The following is a 23,665-nucleotide window of genomic DNA, read 5'->3' on the forward strand; positions in this document are numbered from 1 at the left end:
GGCGGATATATACGTCCGCTACCTTGCGAAGTTACAATATTTTATCGAAAAAAAGGACTCTTAAGGTCAAGAAAAGTGGAAGGGCGGTTATGCTATTTTCTTGTCATTTTTTTTATATGGAATAAAAGTTTGATTACGAGAGTTTTGATGGTAAAACGCTTTAGTAAAATGAGCTACTCAATAATTATCTTTTATAAAAAACGTTTTATTGATGAATTTTTAATAAAGAACAGTATTTAATTTTGATAATTAATTAAAAAAGCTCTTATATTTGCCTGAAAATAAAAGCTAACACAAACAATAATGAAACATAATTTTGGAGCAGGACCATGTATTTTACCACAAGAGGTATTTCAGGAAGCGGCGCAGGCTGTTCTTGATTTTAATAATACAGGTCTGTCGATATTAGAAATCTCTCACCGTTCTAAAGAGTTCGAAGAGGTTGTCAAAGAGACTGAAAGTTTAGTGCGTGAATTGCTAAATGTTCCAGAAAACTATTCCATCTTGTTTTTACAAGGAGGAGCAAGTCAGCAGTTTGCCATGGTGCCGATGAACCTGCTTCCAGAAGGAGGCAAAGCCGCGTACTTGGATACAGGTGTATGGGCTACAAAAGCTGCCAAGGAAGCAAAGAATTTCGGTCAGATTGAAATCGTAGCTTCATCAAAAGACAAAAATTACACTTACATTCCGAAAGATTTTGAAGTTCCTTCGGATGCTGCTTATTTTCACTTTACATCGAACAACACCATCTACGGTACGGAAGTCTTCGAAAAGCCACAGACAAACGTACCTACAGTAGTAGATATGTCTTCCGATATTTTCAGTAGAGAAATTAATGTTTCGGATTACGATTTGATCTATGCAGGAGCTCAGAAAAATATGGGGCCTGCAGGCGTTACGTTGGTAATCATCAAAAATGATATTTTAGGAAAGACAGGACGTACTATCCCAACCATTTTCAACTATGAGAGCCACATCAATGCAGGCTCCATGTACAACACACCTCCGGTGTATTCGATATATGTATCGATGTTGAATTTACGCTGGTTGAAAGCCAAAGGAGGTGTAAAAGCTATAGAGCAGGAAAATATTATCAAAGCTCGTACGCTATATGCAGAAATTGACAGAAATCCATTCTTCAAAGGAACTGCAGAAGTGGAGGATCGCTCACGTATGAATGTTACCTTTGTGATGGATACTCCGGAGTTGGAAGCTGAATTCTTAGCTTTGGCGAAAAAGCGCGGTCTGGTAGGCATCAAAGGACACCGTTCGGTAGGTGGTTTCCGTGCATCTATTTACAACGCTTTGTCTATAACATCCATAAATGCATTGGTAGATGCCATGCGAGAATTTGAAGAGAGCCATAAGTAAAAATTTTTAAATTAGCAGATCAATGAAAATATTAGCCAATGATGGGATCGATCCTATCGGTAAAAAAATATTAGAAGACGCAGGTTTTACAGTAGATACAAACCATATAGCACAGGAAGAGTTGGCATCTCGTCTTAACGAATACGATGCTATTACCGTTCGTAGTGCTACTAAAGTTCGTAAAGAGCTTATTGATGCTTGTCCTAATATCAAAGCTATCGGTCGTGGTGGTGTAGGCATGGACAACATCGATGTGGAATATGCTCGTTCAAAAGGTATTGCCGTAGTAAATACACCGGCGGCCTCATCTCACTCGGTAGCAGAATTGGTTTTTGCTCATCTGTTGGGAGGGGTGCGTTTTCTCTATGATGCTAACCGTAAGATGCCTGTAGAAGGAAATACTAACTTCGGAGGTTTGAAGAAAGCTTATGGAGCAGGAAAAGAGCTTAAAGGTAAAATTCTAGGTGTTGTAGGTTTTGGCCGTATAGGTCGTGAGACAGCGAAAATCGCATTAGGCCTAGGTATGGATGTGGTTTACTACGACTTGTTTGAAGGGCCTAAAACATTGACGTTGGAGCTTTCGGGCAACATTACAGTGGATGTTCCTGTAAAGCAAGTAGAGTTGAAGGAACTGTTTGCGGTTTCTGATTTTATTTCACTGCATGTGCCTTTCTTGGATAAACCGGTAATCGGTAAAGAAGAATTTGCTTTGTTGAAAGATGGAGTAGGTATTGTCAATGCTTCGCGTGGTGGGGTGATTGATGAGGAAGAGCTGTTGAACGCATTGAACTCCGGCAAGGTTTCTTTTGCAGGGTTAGATGTATTTGAAAATGAGCCAACACCAAGAGAAGATTTGTTGAAGCATCCTAAGGTATCTTTGACACCGCATATCGGTGCCGCAACAAACGAAGCGCAAGAGCGTATCGGTGTAGAATTGGCCAACTTACTTATTGATAGCTTGAAGAAGTGATTCTTCCGCATATATCAAAAGAATATATGCGGCACAAATAGCTTATAGCGTTTTGTGCCGCTTTTTTGTATAATAAGTTTTAATAGTATCAGTGATTAGTCTAAACTACTACTAATTATAACGATGAAAGTTTTAAAATTTGGAGGAACTTCCGTAGGAAGTGCAGCTCGCATCAAAGCGTTATTAGATATTGTAGATCCTAGCGAGCGTCAGATTGTGGTGTTGTCTGCCGTGTCAGGCACAACCAATGCATTGGTGGAAATAGCACAAGCTTTTGCAGACAGAGAAAAGTCCAAGGCATTAGAATTAATTCAAGCACATAAGGATAAGTACGAACAACTTATCAAAGAACTTTTTTCTACCGAAGAAGGGTTTAAGAAAGGTAAAGATTTGATAGATTATCATTTCAATCTTATCGCTGAATTCGGTAATCATGATGTCTTTACGCCTACCGAAGAGAAGATTATACTAGCGCAAGGAGAGTTGTTGTCTACAACATTATGGCATTTTTACCTTACAGAAATTAATATTCCTTCTATATTGCTTCCGGCGTTGGATTTCATGAAAATTGATGAAGATAATGAACCTATAGTAGAATATATTACAGATAAGTTGACTCCTTTGTTGGAACAACATGCCGACAATAAGCTGTTCATCACACAAGGATATATCTGCCGCAATTCGTTCGGTGAGATAGACAACCTTCGTCGTGGTGGTTCCGATTATACGGCTTCGTTGATAGGGGCCGCTTTGAGAGCCGAAGAAGTACAGATATGGACCGACATTGACGGAATGCATAACAACGACCCTCGTGTGGTGTCGGGCACTAAGCCCATTGCGCACTTAAGCTTCGATGAGGCAGCAGAATTAGCCTATTTCGGTGCTAAAATCCTACACCCGCAGTCTGTCTTTCCTGCACAAAAGTATAATATTCCGGTACGTCTGCTAAATACGATGGATCCTAAAGCCCCAGGAACGTTGATTTCCAAGGATGGAGGAGAGAAAGGTACTATACGCGCTATTGCTGCAAAAGACGGCATTACGGCTATCAACATTCATTCCTCGCGCATGTTGTTGGCATATGGCTTCTTACGTCGTATCTTCGAGATTTTCGAGCGCTACAAGACACCGGTAGACATGATTACCACTTCAGAAGTTGCTGTTTCTATGTCTATAGATGATACGTCCCATTTGTTGGAGATTGTAAAAGAGATAGAGCTGTTCGGAAAAGTAAATGTAGATGAGGGACAGACAATCATCTGTGTAGTAGGGGACTTCAGGGCTAACACGCATGGCTATGCTGCTCGTGTGTTGGATGCTGTGAAACACCTTCCGCTGCGTATGATTTCTTATGGCGGTTCGGATTATAATATTTCCATCCTTTTGGATACAAAATACAAAACTGAGGCGTTGCGATCCTTACACAATAGGTTATTTTAATGGTTTAACATTGTAAATTTGTAAGTGATGTTTAAGAACGATATAATAAAAAATAATCTGTTGCAGCAAGAGACGCCACTTTATTTTTATGACTTGCGTTTATTAGAGAAGACCTTAGACGCCGCCAAGAAGGCAGCAGACAAGCGTAATTTCCATATACATTATGCACTGAAAGCCAACTTCAACGATCGTATCCTTTCTCTTATCCAGTCTAAGGGGTTCGGTGCCGACTGTGTCAGTGGCAATGAAGTTCAAAAGTCTATAGATATAGGTTTCCCGGCGGAAAAGATAACCTTTGCTGGAGTGGGCAAATCGGATAAGGAGATTATTACAGCCTTGAAGCACAAGATTTTTGCTTTCAACGTAGAGTCTATTCAAGAGCTGGAAGTTATAAACGAACTAGCAGGTCAGGTAGGCGAGAAAGCTAATGTTTCGTTGCGTATCAATCCTAATGTTGATGCACATACCCATCATTATATTACGACAGGTTTGGACGAGAATAAATTTGGTGTGCCAAACTCGGAATTGGAAAAGGCTGCAGCCGTAATTAACAGCTGTGAAAATATACATCTTGTAGGCTTGCACTTTCATGTAGGTTCACAGATTACCGATTTGAATGTTTTCAAGAGTCTGTGTGTTAAGGTCAATGAGTGGAAAAACTGGTTTGAAGAGCGAGGAACCTATATCAAAGTGCTCAATGTAGGAGGAGGTTTGGGGGTAGATTACAAATATCCGGATGAAAATCCTATTCCGGATTTTGAAGCCTACTTCGATATTTTTGATAAATTTTTGGAACGTACGTCGCAGCAGGAAGTACATTTCGAGTTAGGAAGAGCTTTAGTAGCCCAATGTGGCACGTTGGTCAGCAAGGTGCTTTATACCAAAAGTGGGGTGAAAAAGAATTTCCTGATATTGGATGCAGGGATGACGGAACTTATGCGGCCGGCGTTATATCAGGCGTATCACAAGATAGAAAAGATAGGAGAGGAAATAGCAGGTGTACAAAAGCTTAACTATGATGTGGTAGGCCCTATCTGCGAAAGTTCAGACTGCTTTGGTAAGGAGGTAGAACTTCCCCCATGTAAGCGTGGTGATCTCATCGCTATACGTACTGCCGGAGCTTATGGAGAGGTTATGGCTTCAAATTATAATTTGAGAAACGAGATAAGGCATTATTATTACGAATAGTCTTAAAAATGTCTCTTATACCTTTTGAAAAAGCCTCGAATAGAATAATCTATCGAGGCTTATGCTTTATTATAGTATGCGGATTAGGAGTTTTTAATTTTGACGGGCAATGACATCAAATCTATCGGCATTCATGACTTTTGTCCATGCAGCGATAAAGTCTTTGATGAATTTTTCTTGAGCGTCAGCGCAGGCATATACTTCCGCTACAGCCCTTAATTCGGAGTTTGAACCGAAGACCAAATCCGCACGTGTTCCTATCCATCTTAATTCTCCTGTCTTGCGATCAAATCCTTGATACAGCTCTCTGTGGCTGCCTTCTACCACTTTCCATTCGGTGGCCATGTCCAACAGATTCACGAAGAAGTCATTGGTCAATACTCCTTCTCGGCTGGTGAAGACACCGTTTTTGGAGCCGTCAGTATTTGTTCCAAGTACACGCATACCTCCTACCAATACCGTCATTTCTGGTATTGTCAAAGTCAACAGCTGGGCTCTATCTATTAAGGCTGCTTCGGTAGAGAATGGTGTGTATCCTCTTTTAAAGTTGCGAAAACCATCCACTTTAGGTTCCAAGAAAGAGAATGCCCAAATGTCAGTCTGTTCTTGAGATGCATCACCTCGTCCCGGTAGGAAAGGAACTTTAAAGTCATATCCTGCTGCCTTAATAGCTTTTTCAATACCTACATTACCTCCCAAGACAATGATATCGGCCAGAGAAATGTGGATGCCAGCATTATTTACATCAGCTTTTATAGTTTCGAACACGTCTAACACTTTACTTAACTGAGCCGGATTGTTCACTTCCCAATAACGTTGTGGTGCAAGTCTAATACGAGCACCGTTGGCACCTCCTCGCTTGTCCGAACCACGGAATGTAGAAGCCGAAGCCCAAGCTGTGGATACAAGTTCTGACACTGTCAATCCGCTTTGAGCGATACGTTCTTTCACTTTTTCTATTTCATCTTCTGTTAAGTTATAGTTTCCAGCAGGAACCGGATCTTGCCAGATGAAATCTTCCTCTGGTACTTCAGGACCTAAGTAGCGTGCTTTTGGCCCCATGTCCCGGTGAGTGAGCTTGAACCAAGCTCGGGCGAAAGCATCGGCAAACTCATCTGGATTTTCGAGATATCTTCTGGCTATTTTTTCAAAAACCGGATCAAAGCGCAAAGCCAAATCTGAGGTCAGCATGGTAGGTCTTAGCTTCTTATTAGGGTCATGAGCATGCGGGATAATTTCGCCTACATTTTTAGCTACCCATTGGTGAGCGCCTGCAGGAGATTTGGTAAGCTCCCATTCGAAGCCGAAAAGATAACTTAGGAATAGATTAGACCATTCTGTAGGTTTGCTTGTCCATGTCACTTCCAATCCTGAAGTGATGGTGTCTGCACCTTTTCCTGTGCCGAATGTATTTTTCCAACCCAAACCTTGTTCTTCAAGTCCCGCAGCTTCCGGTTCTTTCCCCACATGGTCGGCAGGGCCTGCGCCATGTGTTTTGCCGAAGGTGTGACCACCGGCAATCAAAGCTACCGTTTCTTCATCGGTCATACCCATTCTGGTGAAGGTGTCACGAATATCTTTGGCAGAGGCTACAGGGTCGGGATTGCCATCCGGACCTTCGGGGTTTACGTAGATTAATCCCATCTGTACAGCTGCAAGTGGGTTTTCCAGATTTCTGGAATGGATTTTTCCATCTGCATCATCATCGGAAACCAATACCCCTTCTCCTTCAACACCTTCCGAACCATGTGCATAACGTTTGTCACCACCCAGCCATGTGGTTTCTGACCCCCAATATACATCTTGGTCGGCTTCCCAAGTATCTTCTCGTCCACCACCGAATCCGAAAGTTTTCAATCCCATGGATTCCAAAGCCACGTTACCGGCAAGAATCATAAGATCAGCCCATGAAATTTTGCGTCCGTACTTTTGTTTGACAGGCCAAAGTAACCTGCGGGCTTTATCCAGATTGACGTTGTCCGGCCAGCTGTTAAGCGGTGCAAAGCGCTGTTGTCCACGACCACCGCCACCACGTCCGTCTTGAATACGGTAAGTACCAGCACTGTGCCAAGCCATACGGATGATTAGTGGACCGTAGTGTCCAAAATCTGCCGGCCACCAATCTTGTGAAGTTGTTAATACTTTCTCAATATCTTTTTTTACTGCGTCGAGGTCCAAGGATTTGAATTCTTTTGCATAGTCGAAATCCTTATCCATAGGGTTGGACAACGACGAGTGTTGACGTAAGATGGCCAAATGTAGCTGGTCAGGCCACCAATCTTTGTTTTGCGTTCCTGCACCTGCAATTCCTTTGTTCATGGTTCCATTGTGGAACGGGCACTTGCTGATGTCATTAGCGTTATTTTCCATAGTTTATATAATTTTTGAATTATTTAACGTTTTGTTAGTATAAAAGTAAAGGGAATTTACTCTTAAGGAAAATAGTTTTATTTTATACGATATAATGTAAATTTATAATGTAGCTCTCTTTTTATTGTATTAGTCTATAATTGGTGTTTTATTAAATGCCTAGGCCGACCTTAAAACATTATTTCATAAAAAAACAAATTTTCGGCTTTGGTGTTTTTATAAAAGAGTTTATTATAATTTAATAAGTAAATATAATAAAAATGTAAGGACAATAAGATATGTTGTTAACCTAAATTAGAAGGAGTTATGGGAGTAATGTCCAAATATCAAATGTTAATAGATGAAGCAAAAAAATCCGGTATTGCTGAGCTGCAGATTGCGGAGCAGAATGGGATTTTATATATTCGAGGTATAGCTCCCACCGCTGATGTAAAGAATAAGTTGTGGGACATATATAACCAGATTGATCCAAATTTTTTTTCGGGAGAAGTGGTACTTGACATTGTAGTTTCGCCCGACGTGGTGGGAACCAAAGTAAGGGTGGTGACTGAAAGTACAGCTTTGAATATCCGTAAAGGGCCTGGGATAGAGCAGCCTATCATAGGGCAGGCCGCGAAAGGAGAGGTCATTACCTTACTAAACAGAGCAAACAGCTTATGGTGGCTGATCCGAACAGTTAATGGTATAGAAGGATATTGTTATGCCGAATATCTTGAACCGATAAAATAAGAAAGGGCTTATAAAAGCCCTTTCTTATTTTGTTAATGTCTTAGGCTTAGCTGCTCCGTTATGACAGGTCTCGCAAGAAATATTTTTTAACACTCCATCGTGTTCTTTGTTGAAGTATTTCTTATTGATTTTCTGGGTCATTTTTATCATTTCGCGAGCTACATTTTTCTTAGGATTGGCATCGCTGGCAAAGTCCATTCCTTTTTCACCATTGGATTTTGGAGCGTGACAATAATTACATTTTACCCCGAGGGCTGCATTGAATCCGCGCATGACCTTGGTTAGCTCTTCATTCGAAATATTTTTTGGTAAAACCTTTAGATTTTTAGGTTTTTCGTTTTGTGGCTGTCCCGGTTGGGTAAATGCTGAAACAGCAATTATCATGCATAATATTCCTGCAAGGAATAAGGTTTTCTTCTGTTTTTTCATTGTTCTTTTATAATAAAAACTAATATTACGAAAGATTTTGGGAACGTCATAAAAATGTCATGAAATATTTACACTTGTGGATTGGTAAGTGTATTTTTGCGTCAATAGTGTTTAATAAATTTATGAAGATACTTGTTAGTTTCCTGCTTGTGCTAAGTTATTTGGGGTTGCAAGCTCAAACTGCAGTATATGACAGGACGAGTTACAATTTTTTGATACATCAGCCCTCAATAGACACTTCTAATGGGAAATTGCCTTTGATAGTCTTTCTTCACGGAAGAAGTCTTAGCGGAAGTAATAACCTAGAAAGAGTAAAAAGATATGGTGTTTTTCGTGCCTTAGAGCGCGGTTTACAGCTTCCTAATGCTATTGTTATAGCCCCTCAGTCGCACAGAAAGTGGGAGCCTGACCGCGTCATGGAACTGATAGATTATGTCATCCAACATTATAATGCAGATTCATCTCGAGTGTATGTCTGTGGAATGAGTATGGGTGGGTATGGAACAATGCACGTGGTAGGAAAATATCCGCACAGGATTGCTGCAGCGGTGGCTATATGCGGTGGAGGGGATTTGAATGATGCCTGTAATTTAGGACAGGTGCCGATCTGGTTGATGCATGGCAGCATAGATAAGATAGTGCCTCCTTCGGAATCACGAAAACTGTATCGTGCGATAAAACAATGTAGGGATACAGCAAAGGTGAAACTGACAATAATAAAGGGAGGAACACACGGTAGTGTGGAGCGTGTTTTTCATACGCCTGAGATGTATGAATGGATGTTAGAGCACACCAAAAATAAATAGTATAAGACCTCAAGATTTCTTGAGGTCTTTTTATTTTTCGATATAAGTAGAATCAATTTTAGTCCTTAAAAGCCGGAAAGCTCGTTATTATGTGTAGATATTTTTACCTTTAATAAGGATTAGTTGTCCGAAGCGTAACATAAGTTACAGATTTTGATGTTGAAGGATTTTACTTTTGTCATAAACTAAAAAAATATGGAAGCTATTTATGGAACATGGCCTTGGTATGTAGGAGGGCCCTTAGTAGCCTTAATTATGCTGGCTTTGATAAAGCTAGGAAAAACTTTTGGGTTTTCTTCGAATTTCCGCACGTTATGTTCGGCGTTGGGCGCAGGCAAAAGTTGTGATTTTTTCGACTTTGACTGGAAAGCGCAGCGCTGGAATTTGTTATTTCTGTTGGGTACTGTCTTTGGAGGTGCTCTTGCAGCTTATGGATTATCAGACCATCAGGTGCCACCAATTGCGGAGAATACCATAGGAATATTAAAATCTTATGGGTTTGATAGTGCTGGAAAGGCTTATCTGCCGACAGAGTTGTTCTTTGAGATGGACCTCAAAAATGTGCTTCTGCTTCTTATAGGCGGAATTTTTGTAGGCTTTGGCACTCGCTATGCTGGAGGATGTACTTCCGGACATGCCATTACGGGATTGAGTGAACTGCAATGGCCTTCCTTAGTCGCTGTAATAGGATTTTTTATTGGAGGATTGCTTATGGTTCATGTGTTTTTCCCTTTAATCTTTTAAGTTATGAGAAAGTTAGTTTTTATTCTACTAGGCATTTTGTTCGGCGTAGTGATGTATAAGGCAGAAGCCGCATCATGGTTCCGCATTTTCGAGATGTTCAACTTTCAGTCTTTTCATATGTACGGATTTATAGGTTCTGCGTTGGTGGTAGGGCTTTTAGGTGTTCAGTACATGCAGCGCAATAAGTCCAAAGACGTTGACGGTAAAGAAATCGTATTTCATCCTAAGGTTAAGTCTATTCCACGATATCTTATAGGAGGTATATTTTTCGGATTAGGGTGGGCATTGGTAGGTGCATGTCCCGGTCCCATTTTTGCGTTACTGGGAGCAGGGGTTTATGCTATGCTTATTGTGATTGTAGGAGCCTTGTTGGGAACTTATTTATACGGTGTATTACGCAAATATCTTCCACATTAATTCATGTTTGTTTTAGGATTAATTTTAGCTGTAATTGTAGGCATTACGTTAGGTTTAGTCGGTAGTGGAGGCTCCATATTGACCGTTCCTATATTTGTCTATGTTTTTGGTGTGGATCCGGTTTTGGCCACGGCTTATTCGTTATTTTCCATAGGCGTGACATCCCTTGTGGGAGGGGTGAAGGGCTTTATCTATGAGGATGTCGATATGGATAAGCTTATAAAATTCGGGATTCCTTCGATGATTTCGGTATTTGTGATGCGAAAATATATCGTACCCCTGATTCCCGACGAGTTTTATATAAGAGGGTATGTCATCAGCCAGGAAGTGGTGTTGATGGTGGCTTTCGCTATTTTGATGCTCTTTGCTGCTTATGCCATGTTTAAGGATGTAAACCTTCCGCGGTCGAAATATCCTTTTTTCGCGGTGGTGTCAAAAGGTGTTATTGTAGGTAGTGTCACTGGTATTGTAGGGGCAGGGGGAGGATTTTTAATTATCCCAGCACTGACGAGCTTTTTCCATCTAAGCATGCGTAAGGCGGTGGCTACTTCTTTGGTACTTATCGCCATCAATTCCATGTTAGGCCTACTGGGCGACTGGCGAAGGATTGGCATGTTCCAATGGAATCTTCTTCTGACGTATACAGGACTTACGGTACTAGGCATATTTATAGGCTTTAATTTAAGCAATAAGTTAGACGGTAAGAAGCTAAAAAAGCTTTTCGCGTTGGTCATTATGTCGGTAGCCATTTTTGTCATTCTCACCGAATTAGGAATTATTTAATGGTTGAATCAAAAAAAATTAAGATATGTTTTTCGAGTTGATATACGACAAAACTTTAGCTCAAGCTAGCTATATGATTGGTTGTCAGGTTTCCAAAGAAGCAATAGTTATTGATGCTAAAAGAGATGTGGATACCTATTTAGAAATAGCGAAAGCCAATAATCTTCATATAACCCATGTTGCAGAAACGCATATACATGCTGATTTTCTTTCCGGAAGTCGAGAGTTGGCTGCCCTTACCGGAGCAAAACTGTATCTTTCTGATGAAGGAGGAGAAGACTGGCAGTATGAGTTCCCCCATATAGGACTGAAACATGGTGACAAGATAAAATTGGGTAATCTTTCGTTGGAGGTGCTCCATACTCCGGGACATACACCTGAAAGTATTTCCTTTCTTCTTACAGACCATGCCGCAACCGATAAGCCGGTGATGATCTTTACGGGGGATTTTGTCTTTGTGGGAGACGTTGGACGGCCGGACTTGCTGGAGGAAGCTGCCGGGGTGGTGGGCTCTAAAGAGAAGGGGGCAAAGCAACTTTTTGAATCACTGAAATTGTTTAAGGCTCTGCCGGACTATGTGCAGGTGTGGCCTGGTCATGGGGCAGGGTCTGCTTGTGGGAAGGCCTTAGGTGCTGTGGCAAGCTCTACAGTGGGCTATGAGAAGATAAGAAACTGGGCTTTGAAACATGAGGACTTTGAAGCATTTAAAGAGGAGCTCTTGCGCGATCAGCCGGAGGTTCCGACCTATTTCGCTATGATGAAGAAATTGAATAAGGAAGAGCGCCACCTCCTTACCGAAGTGCCTGATCATCCGGTGATAGCAGTATCGCAGATTCCTGCAGAAGCTATAGTTGTAGATACGCGCAACAAGTTTGAATTTGCCACAGGACATCTTCGGCATTCTATTAATATCCAGAATAATAACAGTCTGGCTAACTGGGCGGGGTGGATGCTTCCATACGATAAAGCTTTAGTGCTGGTGGTCTCTCCAGAAAACAAAAAGGAGGTGACTAGAAAGTTGATGCGTATAGGTATGGACAATATTGTAGGCTTTGTGGAAAAGCTGGAAGGGGATTTGGTGCAAATACCGATTGTGGAGGCCGAAGAGGTGAAGTCAGCATTGCAAGAGGACTCTTCTGTATTGCTAGATGTGCGCAGCAAGGTAGAGTTTCGCAACGGTCATATCCCGGGAGCTCAACATTTTTTTGTGGGTAGGCTGGCTAAAGCACTTCCCGACATTTCTAAGCATCAGCCCATTATGGTCCAATGTCAAGCAGGGGACAGAGCTACTATAGCAGCATCCATACTCAATCGAAACGGCTTTACGAATGTTAAAAGTTATATCGGTAGTATGCAAGATTGGCTGGCAAAAGGTCATGACGTCGTAACAGCTTAGTTGTTGCTATATTATTTTGCAGACGGCAGTGTACGGAACGGTACACTGCCGTCTGCTTTTGTGTTTTTGTAAATTTTATTTTCATTATTCTGATTTTTATAGAATTTTACAACATGAAAATAACGTTATTGTGCATAGGAAAGACGGACGATAAATACATTCAGGAAGGACTGGATAAGTATTTGAAGCGGTTGAAACATTATATTTCCTTTAATTTTGTAGTGATTCCTGATGTTAAGAATGCTAAAAACCTTTCCGAAGCACAGCAGAAAGAGAAAGAGGCAGAACTCTTTTTTAAATATATTGCGGCAAACGATCAGGTCATCTTGTTGGACGAACGAGGGAAGGAGTACCGTTCGGTAGAGTTTGCCGATTTTTTGGAAAAGAAGATGGTTTCCAGTGTACAACATTTGGTATTTCTTATCGGAGGACCCTATGGATTTGCTGATGCTGTTAAAGCGAGGTCCAATGGTTCTTTGTCTCTTTCTAAAATGACATTTTCACACCAAATGATAAGATTGTTTTTTGTGGAGCAGATTTATAGAGCTTTCACGATTATGAAAGGTGAACCTTATCACCATGAATAAGCAATAATTTACAAAATTAATCGTAATTTAACTAGCAATAAATATTTTGAAGGAGACAAAATCATGGAAAAATATAAAAGAGATTTCAAATTCAGAAGCGAGGAAGGGGAGAAAAGCTATACATGGCTTATTATTTTGGCGGGTATCGCAGTAGCTGTATTAGCTTATTTTCTATAAGATTTTCAAAAAGATAAGGCGATATTTTGGGGGATATCGCCTTAAAATCACACTAACTATTTATCTCTTATGAAAAGAGAACAGGATGTCGATGGTCTGAAAATTTTCAGGAATTCATCGATGAGATAAAATTATATAAAAAATTTATCTTTGTCAAGAGTTTGTTACGATGAAAAGAAAAATTAATTTAAATTTTAAATATTAATTAAGCTTTCTGTATTCCTCCCACGCCCTTTGATCGGTACGGAAAGTAAGATCCTCTGTTTTAAGTTGGTCTATATCCACCAAACGGAAGACTTCTAATTTTTTTATGGAGTCTTTGTCATGAAAGTCGAAGGGTTTCTCCTTGAGCTCTATGTCCAATTTGTCTAGGGCTTCCACCTCATAATAAATCGATATGATTTGGCTACTATTGAAGCTGGATTTCTCGAAAAAGTCGGTGGTGTAGATATGTCTTTTTACTTCAATTCGTAGGTTGCACTCCTCGAGAAACTCTCTTTTCAGTGCATCAATAAGTCCTTCTCCGTATTCTAATCCTCCACCCGGAAACTTCGTGAATGATATATTTTCTGCTCTTTCATCCGTAATGAGAACTTGATTGTCCTCATTTTTAAGGATTCCGTATACGCGGACGTTAAATGGAAACATTTTATCTTTTTCGCTTATAATCAAAACAAATATCTTCTATATTATCGCAGTTTCATGATTTGAAACTGCCTATCTGATTATATTTTGTCAGTATTACAATTCAATAAAAGCATTGCCTTCGATGGAAGCTTCATCTACAAACAGCACCGAATAATGCTTAGGCAACATCCAAGCAATAGCGCTTGAAATCTCTTCAAACAGCTTGTCATTTTTCAGTTGAGGAGGAGTGAAGTTGAATACAAGGTCTTGTTTTAAGTCTTCTTCGTTTTCGAAGCTGCGTGCTATAAGCATAGCTTTTGGCTGCTGTATCCCCATATGTTGCAAAAACTCACGCAATTGTTTTTTCAGATATTTAGGAAGTATAGCTTCTGAAGGAGCTCCCACCAACACGCGTTCGTCTTTGCCGATAACCACGATATCTTGGCTGTGGGAGAAGCTACTTTCGTTGCTGTAAAAAGTGTCGTTAAGCTCGTAATTTACGATATCACCATAAGAAAATACCCAGTCCGGTCTTTCTTTCTGCGGGTTGATAACTACGCCGAAACCTTGTAAAAGAATTGTAGGAAGCTGTTTGCTGATTACAAAAGCCTGAAAACTTTCTTCAGCTTCCACATTTTGTAATTGTATATAAGGAAAGCCGTCGCTGGCAACAATAACTTCAGGATTGCCTAATTTAAGATTGGCTTGATCGATAACGCTCAAAAATTGATCTACCCATTTCTCGTCACGTTGCCCAAAAGGAACTTCTAGCAATGTGTTAAGAATCACCGTCTTTTCCAAATCTCCTAATCCTATCTCCGGATTTACGCCGTTATTCGCTGTATTCATAAAACTCTAAAGTATCAATTATTTGCGCTTAAAAGTACGTAATTATTGTATATATTTTAGGACTAATATTAAATTATTGGTTATATTGTAAAGAGTTAATTTGCTACTTTTGTTGAATAAGAACATAGATTAATGATTGATTCACGTTTGAGTGCACCGATGAATAGTATACCTTCAAAATTGAGCTTTGATGATTTTCGTGCTATCGTTTTAAAGGATTATGAAGCGGCGGTGCAAAGTCGTAATGCAAGTTTGTTGGGAAGGAAAGAAGTACTTACAGGTAAGGCGAAGTTTGGAATTTTTGGTGATGGCAAGGAGGTGGCGCAGATTGCTCTTGCCAAAGTATTTAGAAAGGGCGATTGGCGTTCGGGCTACTACAGGGATCAAACATTAGCCTTTCAGACAGGTATAAGCACCATTTATCATTTCTTCTCACAGTTATATGCTCACCCTTCTTTGGAGGCTGATATATCCTCGGGAGGAAGGCAGATGGTAGCTCACTTTGCTACCAAGCTGGTAGAAGAGGACGGAAGCTGGAAAAACCAACTGCAGCAGATTAATTCTTTTTCTGATATTTCTACCACGGGGGGGCAGATGGCCCGAACGTTGGGATTAGGACTTGCCTCCAAACTTTATCGTAACAATAAAGAGTTGGCTTATCTTACAGAATATTCCGACAATGGAAATGAAGTTGTCTTTTGTAATGTAGGTAATGCTTCAACCTCCGAAGGTGTTTTCTGGGAGACCGTCAATGCGGCGGGAGTGAAGCAGATTCCAGCCGTAATTTCCATTTGGGATGATGGTTATGGCATTTCTGTGCCGAACGATATACAGACTACGAAGTCCGATATTTCAGAAGTGCTGAAAGGTTTTCAGTCGGATTTTAAAGGTCTAGGAATAGAGATTTTTAAAGTAAAAGGATGGGATTATCCAGGTCTCTGCGAGACTTATGAGCAGGCAGCGAAAATCGCACGCGAACGTCATGTGCCTTGCCTAGTGCATGTAGTGGATCTTACGCAGCCACAAGGGCACAGCTCTTCGGGATCGCATGAGCGCTATAAGTCTGTCGAACGATTGCAGTGGGAAAAAGATTACGACTGCAATGTGAAGATGCGTGAATGGATTATCGAAGCTGGCATCGCTACCGCAGAAGAACTAGACAAGATAGAGGCTGAGGCTAAGGATTTTGTAAGAAAAGAACAAAAGCGAGCTTGGTTCGATTACCGTAACTTCCTGCAACAGGAGCTAGATGAAGCTATTGTTTATCTTTCGGCGGTGAAAGATGGGCAAGTAGAGCACGCGCTAAACGTATTAAAGAGCGCTACGGAGCCCTCACTTAAGGATATCTATTCGGTAGTACGTCAGGCATTGCGTGGTTTACGTTTTACCGACACGGCAGAGAGGAAGGCCTTATTGGACTGGTATCAGTCGCGCAAAGCCGTGAATGAAGAACGTTACAACAGTAAGCTTTTTGTAGAAAATATATATTCACCATTGGAGGTGGATATTATAGATCCGGAATATGCGGACAATGCAGCCGTCTTGGATGGAAGAGAGGTGTTGAACGCCTGTTTTGAGGCTAACTTCCGTAGAGATCCAAGGTTGGTAGCTTTCGGAGAAGATGTTGGAAAAATCGGTGATGTAAATCAAGGCTTTGCAGGCTTGCAGGAGAAATTCGGTGACCTTCGTATTTTCGACACCGGAATCCGGGAGTCAGCTATCATTGGTAAGGGGATAGGTTTAGCAGTAAGGGGCTTAAGACCTATAGCCGAAATACAGTATCTGGATTATCTGATTTATGCCTTGCCGGTGTTAAGCGATGACCTTGCTTCGTTGAGTTATCGAACCAAAGGACAGCAGAGAGCACCTCTCATTATTCGCACCAGGGGCCATCGTTTGGAAGGAATTTGGCATTCCGGATCGCCAATGACTGTGCTTTTAGGCTCATTGCGTGGGTTGCATATATGTGTGCCGCGCAATATGACGCAGGCAGCAGGAATGTACAATACTTTGCTGAAAGGAGAAGATCCTGCCGTAGTGGTAGAATGCCTTAACGGATATAGGTTGAAAGAGAAAATGCCTAGCAATGTGGGCGACTTTACGGTGCCTATAGGTATTGCTGAAGTCATACGAGAAGGTAGGGATGTAACCGTAGTATCGTATGGATCTACATTACGCTTAGTACAGGAAGCAGCATTGGAATTGGACAAGATAGGCATTTCCATAGAAATTGTAGATATACAGTGTCTACAGCCGTTTGACCGTACTCAAGTGTGTTTGACGTCCTTGTCAAAGACAAATAGAATTTTGGTAGTTGATGAAGATATGCCGGGTGGAGCCAGTGCATTTATCATGCAGCAGATTTTAGAAACGCAAAACGGATACTATCATTTAGATAGTAAACCTCGTACGTTGTCGGCCAAACCCCACCGACCTCCTTATGGTTCAGATGGGGATTACTTCACCAAACCATCGGTTGAAGACATTGTCGAGACCGTGTATGAAATTATGAACGAGGTCGATCCGCAGAACTACCCTAAATATATCTAAGGAAAATCAAGACAAGCCTTATTCAAATATGGAGGCAGCACCTATCAGTGCTGCTTTTTCTGCATATTGTGCATGTGTAATATGATATACCGAGAAAATGCCGCCCTGATCAATTAAATTCCAAGCTTTTGCGATATTGCCTCCTATGATAAAATCTTTGCAGCAATGTAGCTCGCTGAAATATTTAAGGAAATCAATCAGGTGTATTCTATATTCTAACATTAACTGTTGGAAAGCCGCTGTTTCTTGATGCTTTTCTATAATTTCTTTAAGGCCAGTTTCTTTGATTCCTGAAAGCTGTTCAAAGCGATTCGTAAACCATCTTGTCACCAAGTATTCCTCGAAGATGCTGTCTTTGTAAGGGGTGTTCCAAAGGTCAGCGTCGAAAGCTTTATGACCTTTGCTCCATACCGCACTTCCTAGACCTGTGCCCAGCGTAATGCCAAGCACTTTGGGTTTATGTTGTAGCTGTTGGGCATATACTTCCCCCTGCAGGAAGGCTGCCGCATCATTGATGTATTTGATACTGCAATTTTTATTGTTCAAACCTTCTAATATGCCGTGCGACACATTTAGCTTATACAAAGCATCGTATTTGTCTTGATTTTTCATTAAAGAAATGCCTTCTTCGTAATTGAAAGGGCCCGGCATCGCAATACCGATTTGATTGATGGTAACTTCATGCTTTTGTTGGCAAAGGTTGATGGTAGAAGACCAATTTTGAAAAATCGATTTAGCATCAGAGGAAGAATCAACGTGATTTCGTACCAATGTATCAGGTAATATAGTCCAGTCCTTAGCATTCACTATGGCTGAGGTGATGTGGGTACCTCCGATGTCACAAGCTAAAATAAAAGAAGCAGTATCAGACATTATGATTATATTTAGTTAGTATTTTTCGCCAAATATAGGATATCTCAATAAAATTTAGGGATAAAAATTAATTTTTAGCTAACGATTGCATAGACTTCTGTCTACATAGGTCTTATTTCCATTGCTATTGATGTAATAACAACCACCTCTTGGGCCTCGTATATACGTTTTTTGAACAGCTGATGATTTTCTTTTGGGAGAAGAGTAGGAAGAAAAATTTCGACTTGTAGAAGTTCTGTAGGATGAGCTATTGCTTTTGGATGGAGCTTTTCTATTGACGTATTCCCAAGTTCCGTTACTTCGTAAAAGTACGACTTTTCCATTGCTTGTGGTGGCGTATTGATCTTGAGCATATGATGAGGTAGCTATACATACACCGAGTAATATCATGCGGATGAAATATCTCATAATCATTTAAAACTAGGAAGAACTTCCGTGTATGATTACGGAAGTTCCAAATTTATACTAAATAAGCTTTCTGTTTCAAGAGATAATCTGCTATCACGAGTGCGGCCATAGCTTCCACGATAATTACGGCACGAGGCACCACGCAAGGGTCGTGTCTTCCTTTGCCAGAGATGGTAGTTTCTTCACCTTGCTGATTTAATGTGGTTTGGTCACGCATGATTGTCGCTACAGGTTTGAAGGCTACTTTGAAGGTGATGTCCATGCCATTGGATATTCCACCCTGTATACCACCTGAAAAGTTTGTTTTGGTGACGACTTTGCCGTTTTCTGTGGTGAAGATATCGTTGTGTTCAGAGCCTCTCATCTTAGACCCTTCAAAACCAGATCCGTATTCAAATCCATGAACGGCATTGATGCTGAGCATAGCTTTTCCCAGTTCGGCATGGAGCTTGTCAAATACAGGTTCTCCCAATCCGGCGGGTACTCCACGTATGATAGTGAAAATTCTGCCACCTACGGTATCCCCATTCTTGCGAATCTTCTCGATAAAGCTAATCATCTCATTTGCTGTTGCCGGATCGGCACAACGCACTATGTTGGATTCGCGGATTTCAAGTAAGTTTTTTAGGTCTGCGGTGTCTACGTTAGGAGATTCGATTTCTCCCACACCAGAGACGTGGGCAAAGATTTCAATGCCATGCTGTTTTAGGAAAAGCTTGGCAATAGCGCCTGCAGCAACACGTGCTGCCGTTTCTCTAGCGGACGAACGGCCTCCTCCACGGTAGTCACGAATACCATATTTCATCTGATAGGTATAATCTGCATGGGAAGGGCGGTATTTGTCAGCAATGTGGGAATAATCTTTCGATCGTTGATCCTCGTTAGGTATCAGAATAGCTATAGGTGTTCCGGTAGATTTACCTTCGAACGTTCCGGACAAAATTTGTGCGGTGTCGCTTTCTTTACGTTGTGTAGTTATTTTCGACTGTCCCGGTTTTCTTTTGTCTAACTCAGATTGAATAAACTCTTCGTCGATTTGAATATTAGGGGGGCATCCGTCCACGATCACGCCTATGGCTTTTCCATGGGATTCACCAAAGGTCGTAATGCGGAATAGTTCGCCAAATGAATTTCCTGCCATAATGATTAGTATTTGTACTAAAATACAAAATAATATGCCTGCTGGAGACACAAATGTTTATTAGAGTGTCGCTGAACCGTATCGCCACATAGTCCTTGTTGTCTTTTCACAACTATATGACGATACGCAAAGGCGACAAATTTTTTATTAAGCTCATTGTATTGCAAAACCTTGAGCTTCCAAATGTTCCCAAAACATTGGATAAGATTTTTCTACTACCTGAGGTTCTTCAATGCTTATTTCTTTGAATACCAATGCCAAAGGAGCAAAAGCCATCGCCATACGGTGGTCTTCGTAAGTGGCAATAGATATGGCTTCAGGTTCTTTGACATTGTCGGTGTTTAGATGGTAGATACCATTATCTTCAGTCAAAGTAGCACCGAATTTGCCTATTTCGGTTTGTAGAGCAGTAATACGGTCTGTCTCTTTGATTTTCAGTGTTTCCAATCCTGTGAAGGAAACATTTCTTTTTAGTAGGGCGGCTACTACTACTACCGTCTGTGCAAGGTCGGGACATTCTTTGAAGTCGAAAAGAATTTTGTCAGAACGGCTGTCTTTCTTTTTTAGCAAAATCCCTTTTTCTTCGAAAATGGTTTCCACGCCGAAATGTTGCATAATTTCTGCAATGGCAATATCCCCTTGCAGGCTGTTTTTCTTCAATCCAGGAAGTTGAATTTCCGCATCTTCGGCCAAGGCGACCATGGCATACCAGTATGAGGCTGCACTCCAGTCCGGCTCGATGTAGATTGTTGCTTCTTGGGCTTCCTGCGGCCTAATATGAATTTTATTGTCTTGCCAGCTGTGATGTATGCCTGCTTCTGCCAGCATGTTTAGTGTCATCGTCACATATGGACGGGAGGTCAACTCACCTTCGATTTCTATGGTAAGCCCTTTTTTAAGTGCCGAGGCTACCAGCAATAGTGAAGAAATATATTGACTGCTGACATTCCCTTTTATGCACACATGGTCTTTAGTTTGGAAAAGCTTTCCCTCAATATGAAGAGGAGGGAAGCCCGCCTTTTTAACATAATGAATGTCGGCTCCAATATCTTTCAAAGCATCAACAAGGATACCTATAGGACGTTGCTGCATGCGTTCTGTTCCTGTAAGTATAAAATCTCCCGGAATGAGATTCAGGTAGGAAGTCATGAAACGCATAGCCGTACCAGCTGGACCTATATCTATGGTTTTCTGTTCGGTGCCCGGCATACAGGCTTGCTGGAGAGCTCTAGTAAGCAGTACGGTGTCATCTGCTTTGGACAGGTTTTCTATCGTAACCTTGCCCTTACTCAGAGCCTGTATGATGAGAGCACGGTTGCTCTCTGACTTAGAGCCAGTAAGTTGTACCGTGCCTTGTAACTTTTTCGTCGGATGAGATAGCTTGATGCTTTTTTGACTCATTATGCCTCCGCTACTGGTTTAGAGTTCATAACCTCGTTTTGTTTACGAATAGATTCGTTGTGCAACAATTCTAAGTATTTTACCGTAAACTCTTCTCCGAGATTTAGCGCCTTTGCCAGTTGAACACGTTTTTGGACGATTTCATCCCAACGCGATACTTGCAAGATTGTTACGTTGTTGTCGCGTTTATATTCTCCGATTTTTTCAGCAATTTTCATGCGGTCGGCAATGGTTTTAAGGATTTGGTCGTCTAGTTTGTCGATCTGTTTACGCAATTCAGCCAGTTTATCTTCGAAGGCGGGATTGTCTGACGCAGGTTTACGTACAGCAATATTATCCAGCATATCCGCTAAGGCAGCAGGAGTAACCTGTTGTTTGGCGTCTGTCCATGCCACTGACGGGTCGATATGGGATTCGATGATAAGCCCCTGCATATCCATATCCATAGCTTTCTGCGTAATGTATGGGATCAACTCACGGTTACCACAGATGTGGCTTGGGTCGTTGATGATAGGAAGCTCGGGAGCAATGGTTTTCAGCTGGATTGCGATGTCCCACATAGGTTCGTTGCGGAAAGCAGTTTTCTCGAATGAGGAGAACCCACGATGTATGGCGGCAATCTTCTTGATGCCAGCACGGTTGATACGTTCTAATGCACCGATCCATAAGGAAAGATCAGGATTCACCGGGTTTTTCACCAATACTGGTACGTCGGCTCCCAATGCTTTTAGAGCATCAGCGATTTCCTGTACTGTGAATGGGTTTGCCGTAGAACGTGCGCCTACCCAAAGTACGTCTACACCGGCTTCCAAAGCTTCTTCGACGTGTTTTGCTGTTGCAACCTCGGTAGCAGTCAAAAGTCCTGTCTCTTCTTTAGCACGTTTCAGCCATTGTAAACCTATACTTCCGATACCTTCGAATTCTCCCGGACGTGTACGAGGTTTCCAAATACCGGCACGAAGGATATTTACTTTTCCTGTATTTGCCAATAGGTGTGCTGTAGAGACCAATTGCTCTTCAGTCTCAGCACTACATGGACCTGCTATTATAAGTGGTTTGCCATTAGTGTCAATCCATGAACTTAAAGGAAGAACTTCTAAAGAATGTTTCATCGTATTATGTTTTAATATTTTAAATTGATTAGTAACTTTATTGTTTGTGTTAATTATACTTTGTCATTTTTGATGTATTCGCCCATGATGCTGAAGTTTACCGTATGTTTTAATACTTTACGGATGGCGGCGTCATAGTCGGACTGTTTTTTCCATTCTACGTCCACATAGAAGTCGTACTCGTTACGACGGCCTATGACAGGCATAGACTGGATTTTGCTGAGGTTAACGTTCTGCTCGGCAAAACATTGTAGTACTGTAGCCAAAGCACCTACTGAATTGCCTATTTGAAACGATAGAGAAGCTTTATTGGCTCCTTTTTGTTCTACCACTTCGTTTGCCAATATGAGAAAGCGGGTAGCATTCTTTTTGTGCGTCTCAATTCTTCTTTCTAGAATGTTAAGACCATAAATCTTAGCCGCATATTCGCTTGCAATGGCTGCCGTATTTTTAAGTTTCTCTTCGCTGATTCTTTTGGCACACCCCGCCGTATCCAATCCTTCTTTGATGGTCCATTCCGGATGTTCGCTTAAGAATTCGTCACATTGACGGATAGCAATAGGATGCGATTCCACGGTCTCTATGTCGCTTAATTTGACTCCTGGCAAAGCCAAAAGATTTTGCTGTATATTTAAATGTACTTCTCCGATGATATGAAATCTGTAATCTCTCAGTAAATTATAGTTAGGCAAGATACTTCCAGCAATGGAGTTTTCTATGGCCATCACCACATAATCTGCTTTACGTTGCTTCAACATTTCGCAAGTCTGTCTGAAAGAACCGCACTCAATAGTTTCGATATCCGAACCGAAATACTTGACTGCAGCTTCTTCATGAAATGAAGCCTTTACTCCTTGAATAGCAATTTTTGTCTTCTTACTCATCTGTCTCATCTAGTATAAAAAAAGTCCCAGTTTCAAACCGGGACTTTTGTGATATGCTCTTGATTTTAACCATACTACTAGTCCCGTCCTTTATTTCTAAAATAAAAGAAGTTGAAAAAGTAATATGTGTTAAAATTATTCATGTCCTTGTTTTGATGATTCAAATGTAAAACAGTTTTTTTTAATTCCAAAATAAATTATAATTTTTTTGATTTTTTGGCTTTTTTGTTGTGCTAAATGGGTAAAAAAATGTGTATTTTTTTATTAAAAAAAACTCAAAAAAATAGCTTAAAATTAACTGTATTTTTTATGTGTATAATTTTTAAAATATTAATATTCAGCTATTTAAGTTTTTTTATTGTCTGTTTTTTTATACTTTTTTTTGTATTGATTTTTCATCAAAAAAAGAGCTT

22 protein-coding genes are annotated in these 23,665 nt (G+C 40.9%); 12 read left to right on the top strand and 10 right to left on the bottom strand.

Going from position 1 to position 23,665, the window contains the following annotated elements:
* Nucleotides 1–303 precede the first annotated feature (303 nt).
* From serC to lysA, 4 genes are all read left to right on the top strand, one after another.
* On the top strand, nt 304–1,371 hold the full coding sequence (gene serC, locus ABD873_RS10060) for a 3-phosphoserine/phosphohydroxythreonine transaminase (RefSeq protein WP_345067966.1): 1,068 nt from the start codon (nt 304–306) through the stop codon (nt 1,369–1,371).
* Between the two features lie 22 nt (nt 1,372–1,393).
* Nucleotides 1,394–2,341 (top strand): D-2-hydroxyacid dehydrogenase, encoded by a 948-nt coding sequence (locus tag ABD873_RS10065; protein WP_039052858.1) that lies wholly within the window; start codon nt 1,394–1,396, stop codon nt 2,339–2,341.
* Nucleotides 2,342–2,464: 123 nt separating this feature from the next.
* Nucleotides 2,465–3,781 carry an aspartate kinase gene (locus ABD873_RS10070; RefSeq protein WP_345067968.1) on the top strand — a complete coding sequence of 439 codons (1,317 nt, stop codon included), beginning with the start codon at nt 2,465–2,467 and terminating at the stop codon, nt 3,779–3,781.
* A 27-nt stretch (nt 3,782–3,808) separates the two neighbouring features.
* Nucleotides 3,809–4,969, top strand: a complete 1,161-nt coding sequence (lysA, locus tag ABD873_RS10075; RefSeq protein WP_345067970.1) for a diaminopimelate decarboxylase — start codon at nt 3,809–3,811, stop codon at nt 4,967–4,969.
* A 93-nt stretch (nt 4,970–5,062) separates the two neighbouring features.
* Here lysA and katG read toward each other — a convergent pair whose 3' ends face one another.
* Nucleotides 5,063–7,339 (bottom strand): catalase/peroxidase HPI, encoded by a 2,277-nt coding sequence (gene katG / locus ABD873_RS10080; protein WP_345067972.1) that lies wholly within the window; start codon nt 7,337–7,339, stop codon nt 5,063–5,065.
* A gap of 315 nt (nt 7,340–7,654) precedes the next feature.
* Here katG and ABD873_RS10085 point away from each other — a divergent pair, with 315 nt between their 5' ends.
* Complete coding sequence (locus ABD873_RS10085; protein ID WP_345067974.1) at nt 7,655–8,068, top strand: SH3 domain-containing protein; 414 nt, start codon at nt 7,655–7,657, stop codon at nt 8,066–8,068.
* 24 nt (nt 8,069–8,092) lie between these two features.
* Here ABD873_RS10085 and ABD873_RS10090 read toward each other — a convergent pair whose 3' ends face one another.
* The gene (locus ABD873_RS10090; protein WP_039054627.1) at nt 8,093–8,497 is read right to left on the bottom strand and encodes a c-type cytochrome; all 405 of its coding nucleotides are present in this window, start codon (nt 8,495–8,497) and stop codon (nt 8,093–8,095) included.
* Nucleotides 8,498–8,619: 122 nt separating this feature from the next.
* On the opposite strand from ABD873_RS10090, the gene ABD873_RS10095 reads away from it, so the two are divergent.
* The 6 genes from ABD873_RS10095 (at nt 8,620) to rlmH (ending at nt 13,230) form a co-directional block, all read left to right on the top strand.
* A complete protein-coding gene (locus tag ABD873_RS10095) occupies nt 8,620–9,303 on the top strand; it encodes a carboxylesterase family protein (protein WP_345067977.1) in 684 nt (227 codons plus the stop codon).
* Nucleotides 9,304–9,498: 195 nt separating this feature from the next.
* Nucleotides 9,499–10,047 carry a YeeE/YedE family protein gene (locus tag ABD873_RS10100; protein WP_345067978.1) on the top strand — a complete coding sequence of 183 codons (549 nt, stop codon included), beginning with the start codon at nt 9,499–9,501 and terminating at the stop codon, nt 10,045–10,047.
* Between the two features lie 3 nt (nt 10,048–10,050).
* Nucleotides 10,051–10,464, top strand: a complete 414-nt coding sequence (locus ABD873_RS10105) for a DUF6691 family protein (protein WP_039054587.1) — start codon at nt 10,051–10,053, stop codon at nt 10,462–10,464.
* Nucleotides 10,465–10,467: 3 nt separating this feature from the next.
* Entirely contained in the window at nt 10,468–11,247 is a 780-nt protein-coding gene (locus tag ABD873_RS10110; protein WP_345067980.1) for a sulfite exporter TauE/SafE family protein, read from the top strand.
* Between the two features lie 25 nt (nt 11,248–11,272).
* Entirely contained in the window at nt 11,273–12,643 is a 1,371-nt protein-coding gene (locus ABD873_RS10115) for an MBL fold metallo-hydrolase (RefSeq protein ID WP_345067982.1), read from the top strand.
* A 113-nt stretch (nt 12,644–12,756) separates the two neighbouring features.
* A complete protein-coding gene (gene rlmH, locus ABD873_RS10120; RefSeq protein WP_345067984.1) occupies nt 12,757–13,230 on the top strand; it encodes a 23S rRNA (pseudouridine(1915)-N(3))-methyltransferase RlmH in 474 nt (157 codons plus the stop codon).
* A 378-nt stretch (nt 13,231–13,608) separates the two neighbouring features.
* Here the strand turns inward: rlmH and ABD873_RS10125 are convergent, their stop codons facing one another.
* Together ABD873_RS10125 and ABD873_RS10130 are read right to left on the bottom strand one after the other, a co-directional pair.
* Complete coding sequence (locus tag ABD873_RS10125; protein WP_345067986.1) at nt 13,609–14,055, bottom strand: NUDIX domain-containing protein; 447 nt, start codon at nt 14,053–14,055, stop codon at nt 13,609–13,611.
* 93 nt (nt 14,056–14,148) lie between these two features.
* Nucleotides 14,149–14,883, bottom strand: coding sequence for a hypothetical protein (locus ABD873_RS10130; RefSeq protein WP_345067988.1), 735 nt, complete (start codon nt 14,881–14,883; stop codon nt 14,149–14,151).
* Between the two features lie 132 nt (nt 14,884–15,015).
* On the opposite strand from ABD873_RS10130, the gene ABD873_RS10135 reads away from it, so the two are divergent.
* Complete coding sequence (locus ABD873_RS10135) at nt 15,016–17,433, top strand: alpha-ketoacid dehydrogenase subunit alpha/beta (protein ID WP_345067990.1); 2,418 nt, start codon at nt 15,016–15,018, stop codon at nt 17,431–17,433.
* An 18-nt stretch (nt 17,434–17,451) separates the two neighbouring features.
* Here ABD873_RS10135 and ABD873_RS10140 read toward each other — a convergent pair whose 3' ends face one another.
* From ABD873_RS10140 to ABD873_RS10165, 6 genes are all read right to left on the bottom strand, one after another.
* Nucleotides 17,452–18,306, bottom strand: coding sequence for an ROK family protein (locus tag ABD873_RS10140; RefSeq protein ID WP_345067992.1), 855 nt, complete (start codon nt 18,304–18,306; stop codon nt 17,452–17,454).
* Between the two features lie 101 nt (nt 18,307–18,407).
* Complete coding sequence (locus tag ABD873_RS10145) at nt 18,408–18,629, bottom strand: hypothetical protein (protein ID WP_345067994.1); 222 nt, start codon at nt 18,627–18,629, stop codon at nt 18,408–18,410.
* Nucleotides 18,630–18,766: 137 nt separating this feature from the next.
* Nucleotides 18,767–19,855, bottom strand: coding sequence for a chorismate synthase (gene aroC, locus ABD873_RS10150; protein WP_345067996.1), 1,089 nt, complete (start codon nt 19,853–19,855; stop codon nt 18,767–18,769).
* Nucleotides 19,856–20,008: 153 nt separating this feature from the next.
* Nucleotides 20,009–21,256 carry a 3-phosphoshikimate 1-carboxyvinyltransferase gene (gene aroA / locus ABD873_RS10155; RefSeq protein ID WP_345067998.1) on the bottom strand — a complete coding sequence of 416 codons (1,248 nt, stop codon included), beginning with the start codon at nt 21,254–21,256 and terminating at the stop codon, nt 20,009–20,011.
* Entirely contained in the window at nt 21,256–22,368 is a 1,113-nt protein-coding gene (locus ABD873_RS10160; protein WP_039054169.1) for a chorismate mutase, read from the bottom strand. The genes aroA and ABD873_RS10160 overlap by 1 nt, the downstream gene beginning before the upstream one ends.
* A gap of 53 nt (nt 22,369–22,421) precedes the next feature.
* Nucleotides 22,422–23,252: a prephenate dehydratase gene (locus tag ABD873_RS10165; protein ID WP_345068001.1), complete on the bottom strand. Its 831-nt coding sequence runs from the start codon at nt 23,250–23,252 to the stop codon at nt 22,422–22,424.
* Nucleotides 23,253–23,665 lie beyond the last annotated feature (413 nt).

The sequence above is a fragment of the Sphingobacterium thermophilum genome (genome assembly GCF_039541675.1).
GTDB classification, from domain to species: domain Bacteria; phylum Bacteroidota; class Bacteroidia; order Sphingobacteriales; family Sphingobacteriaceae; genus Sphingobacterium; species Sphingobacterium thermophilum.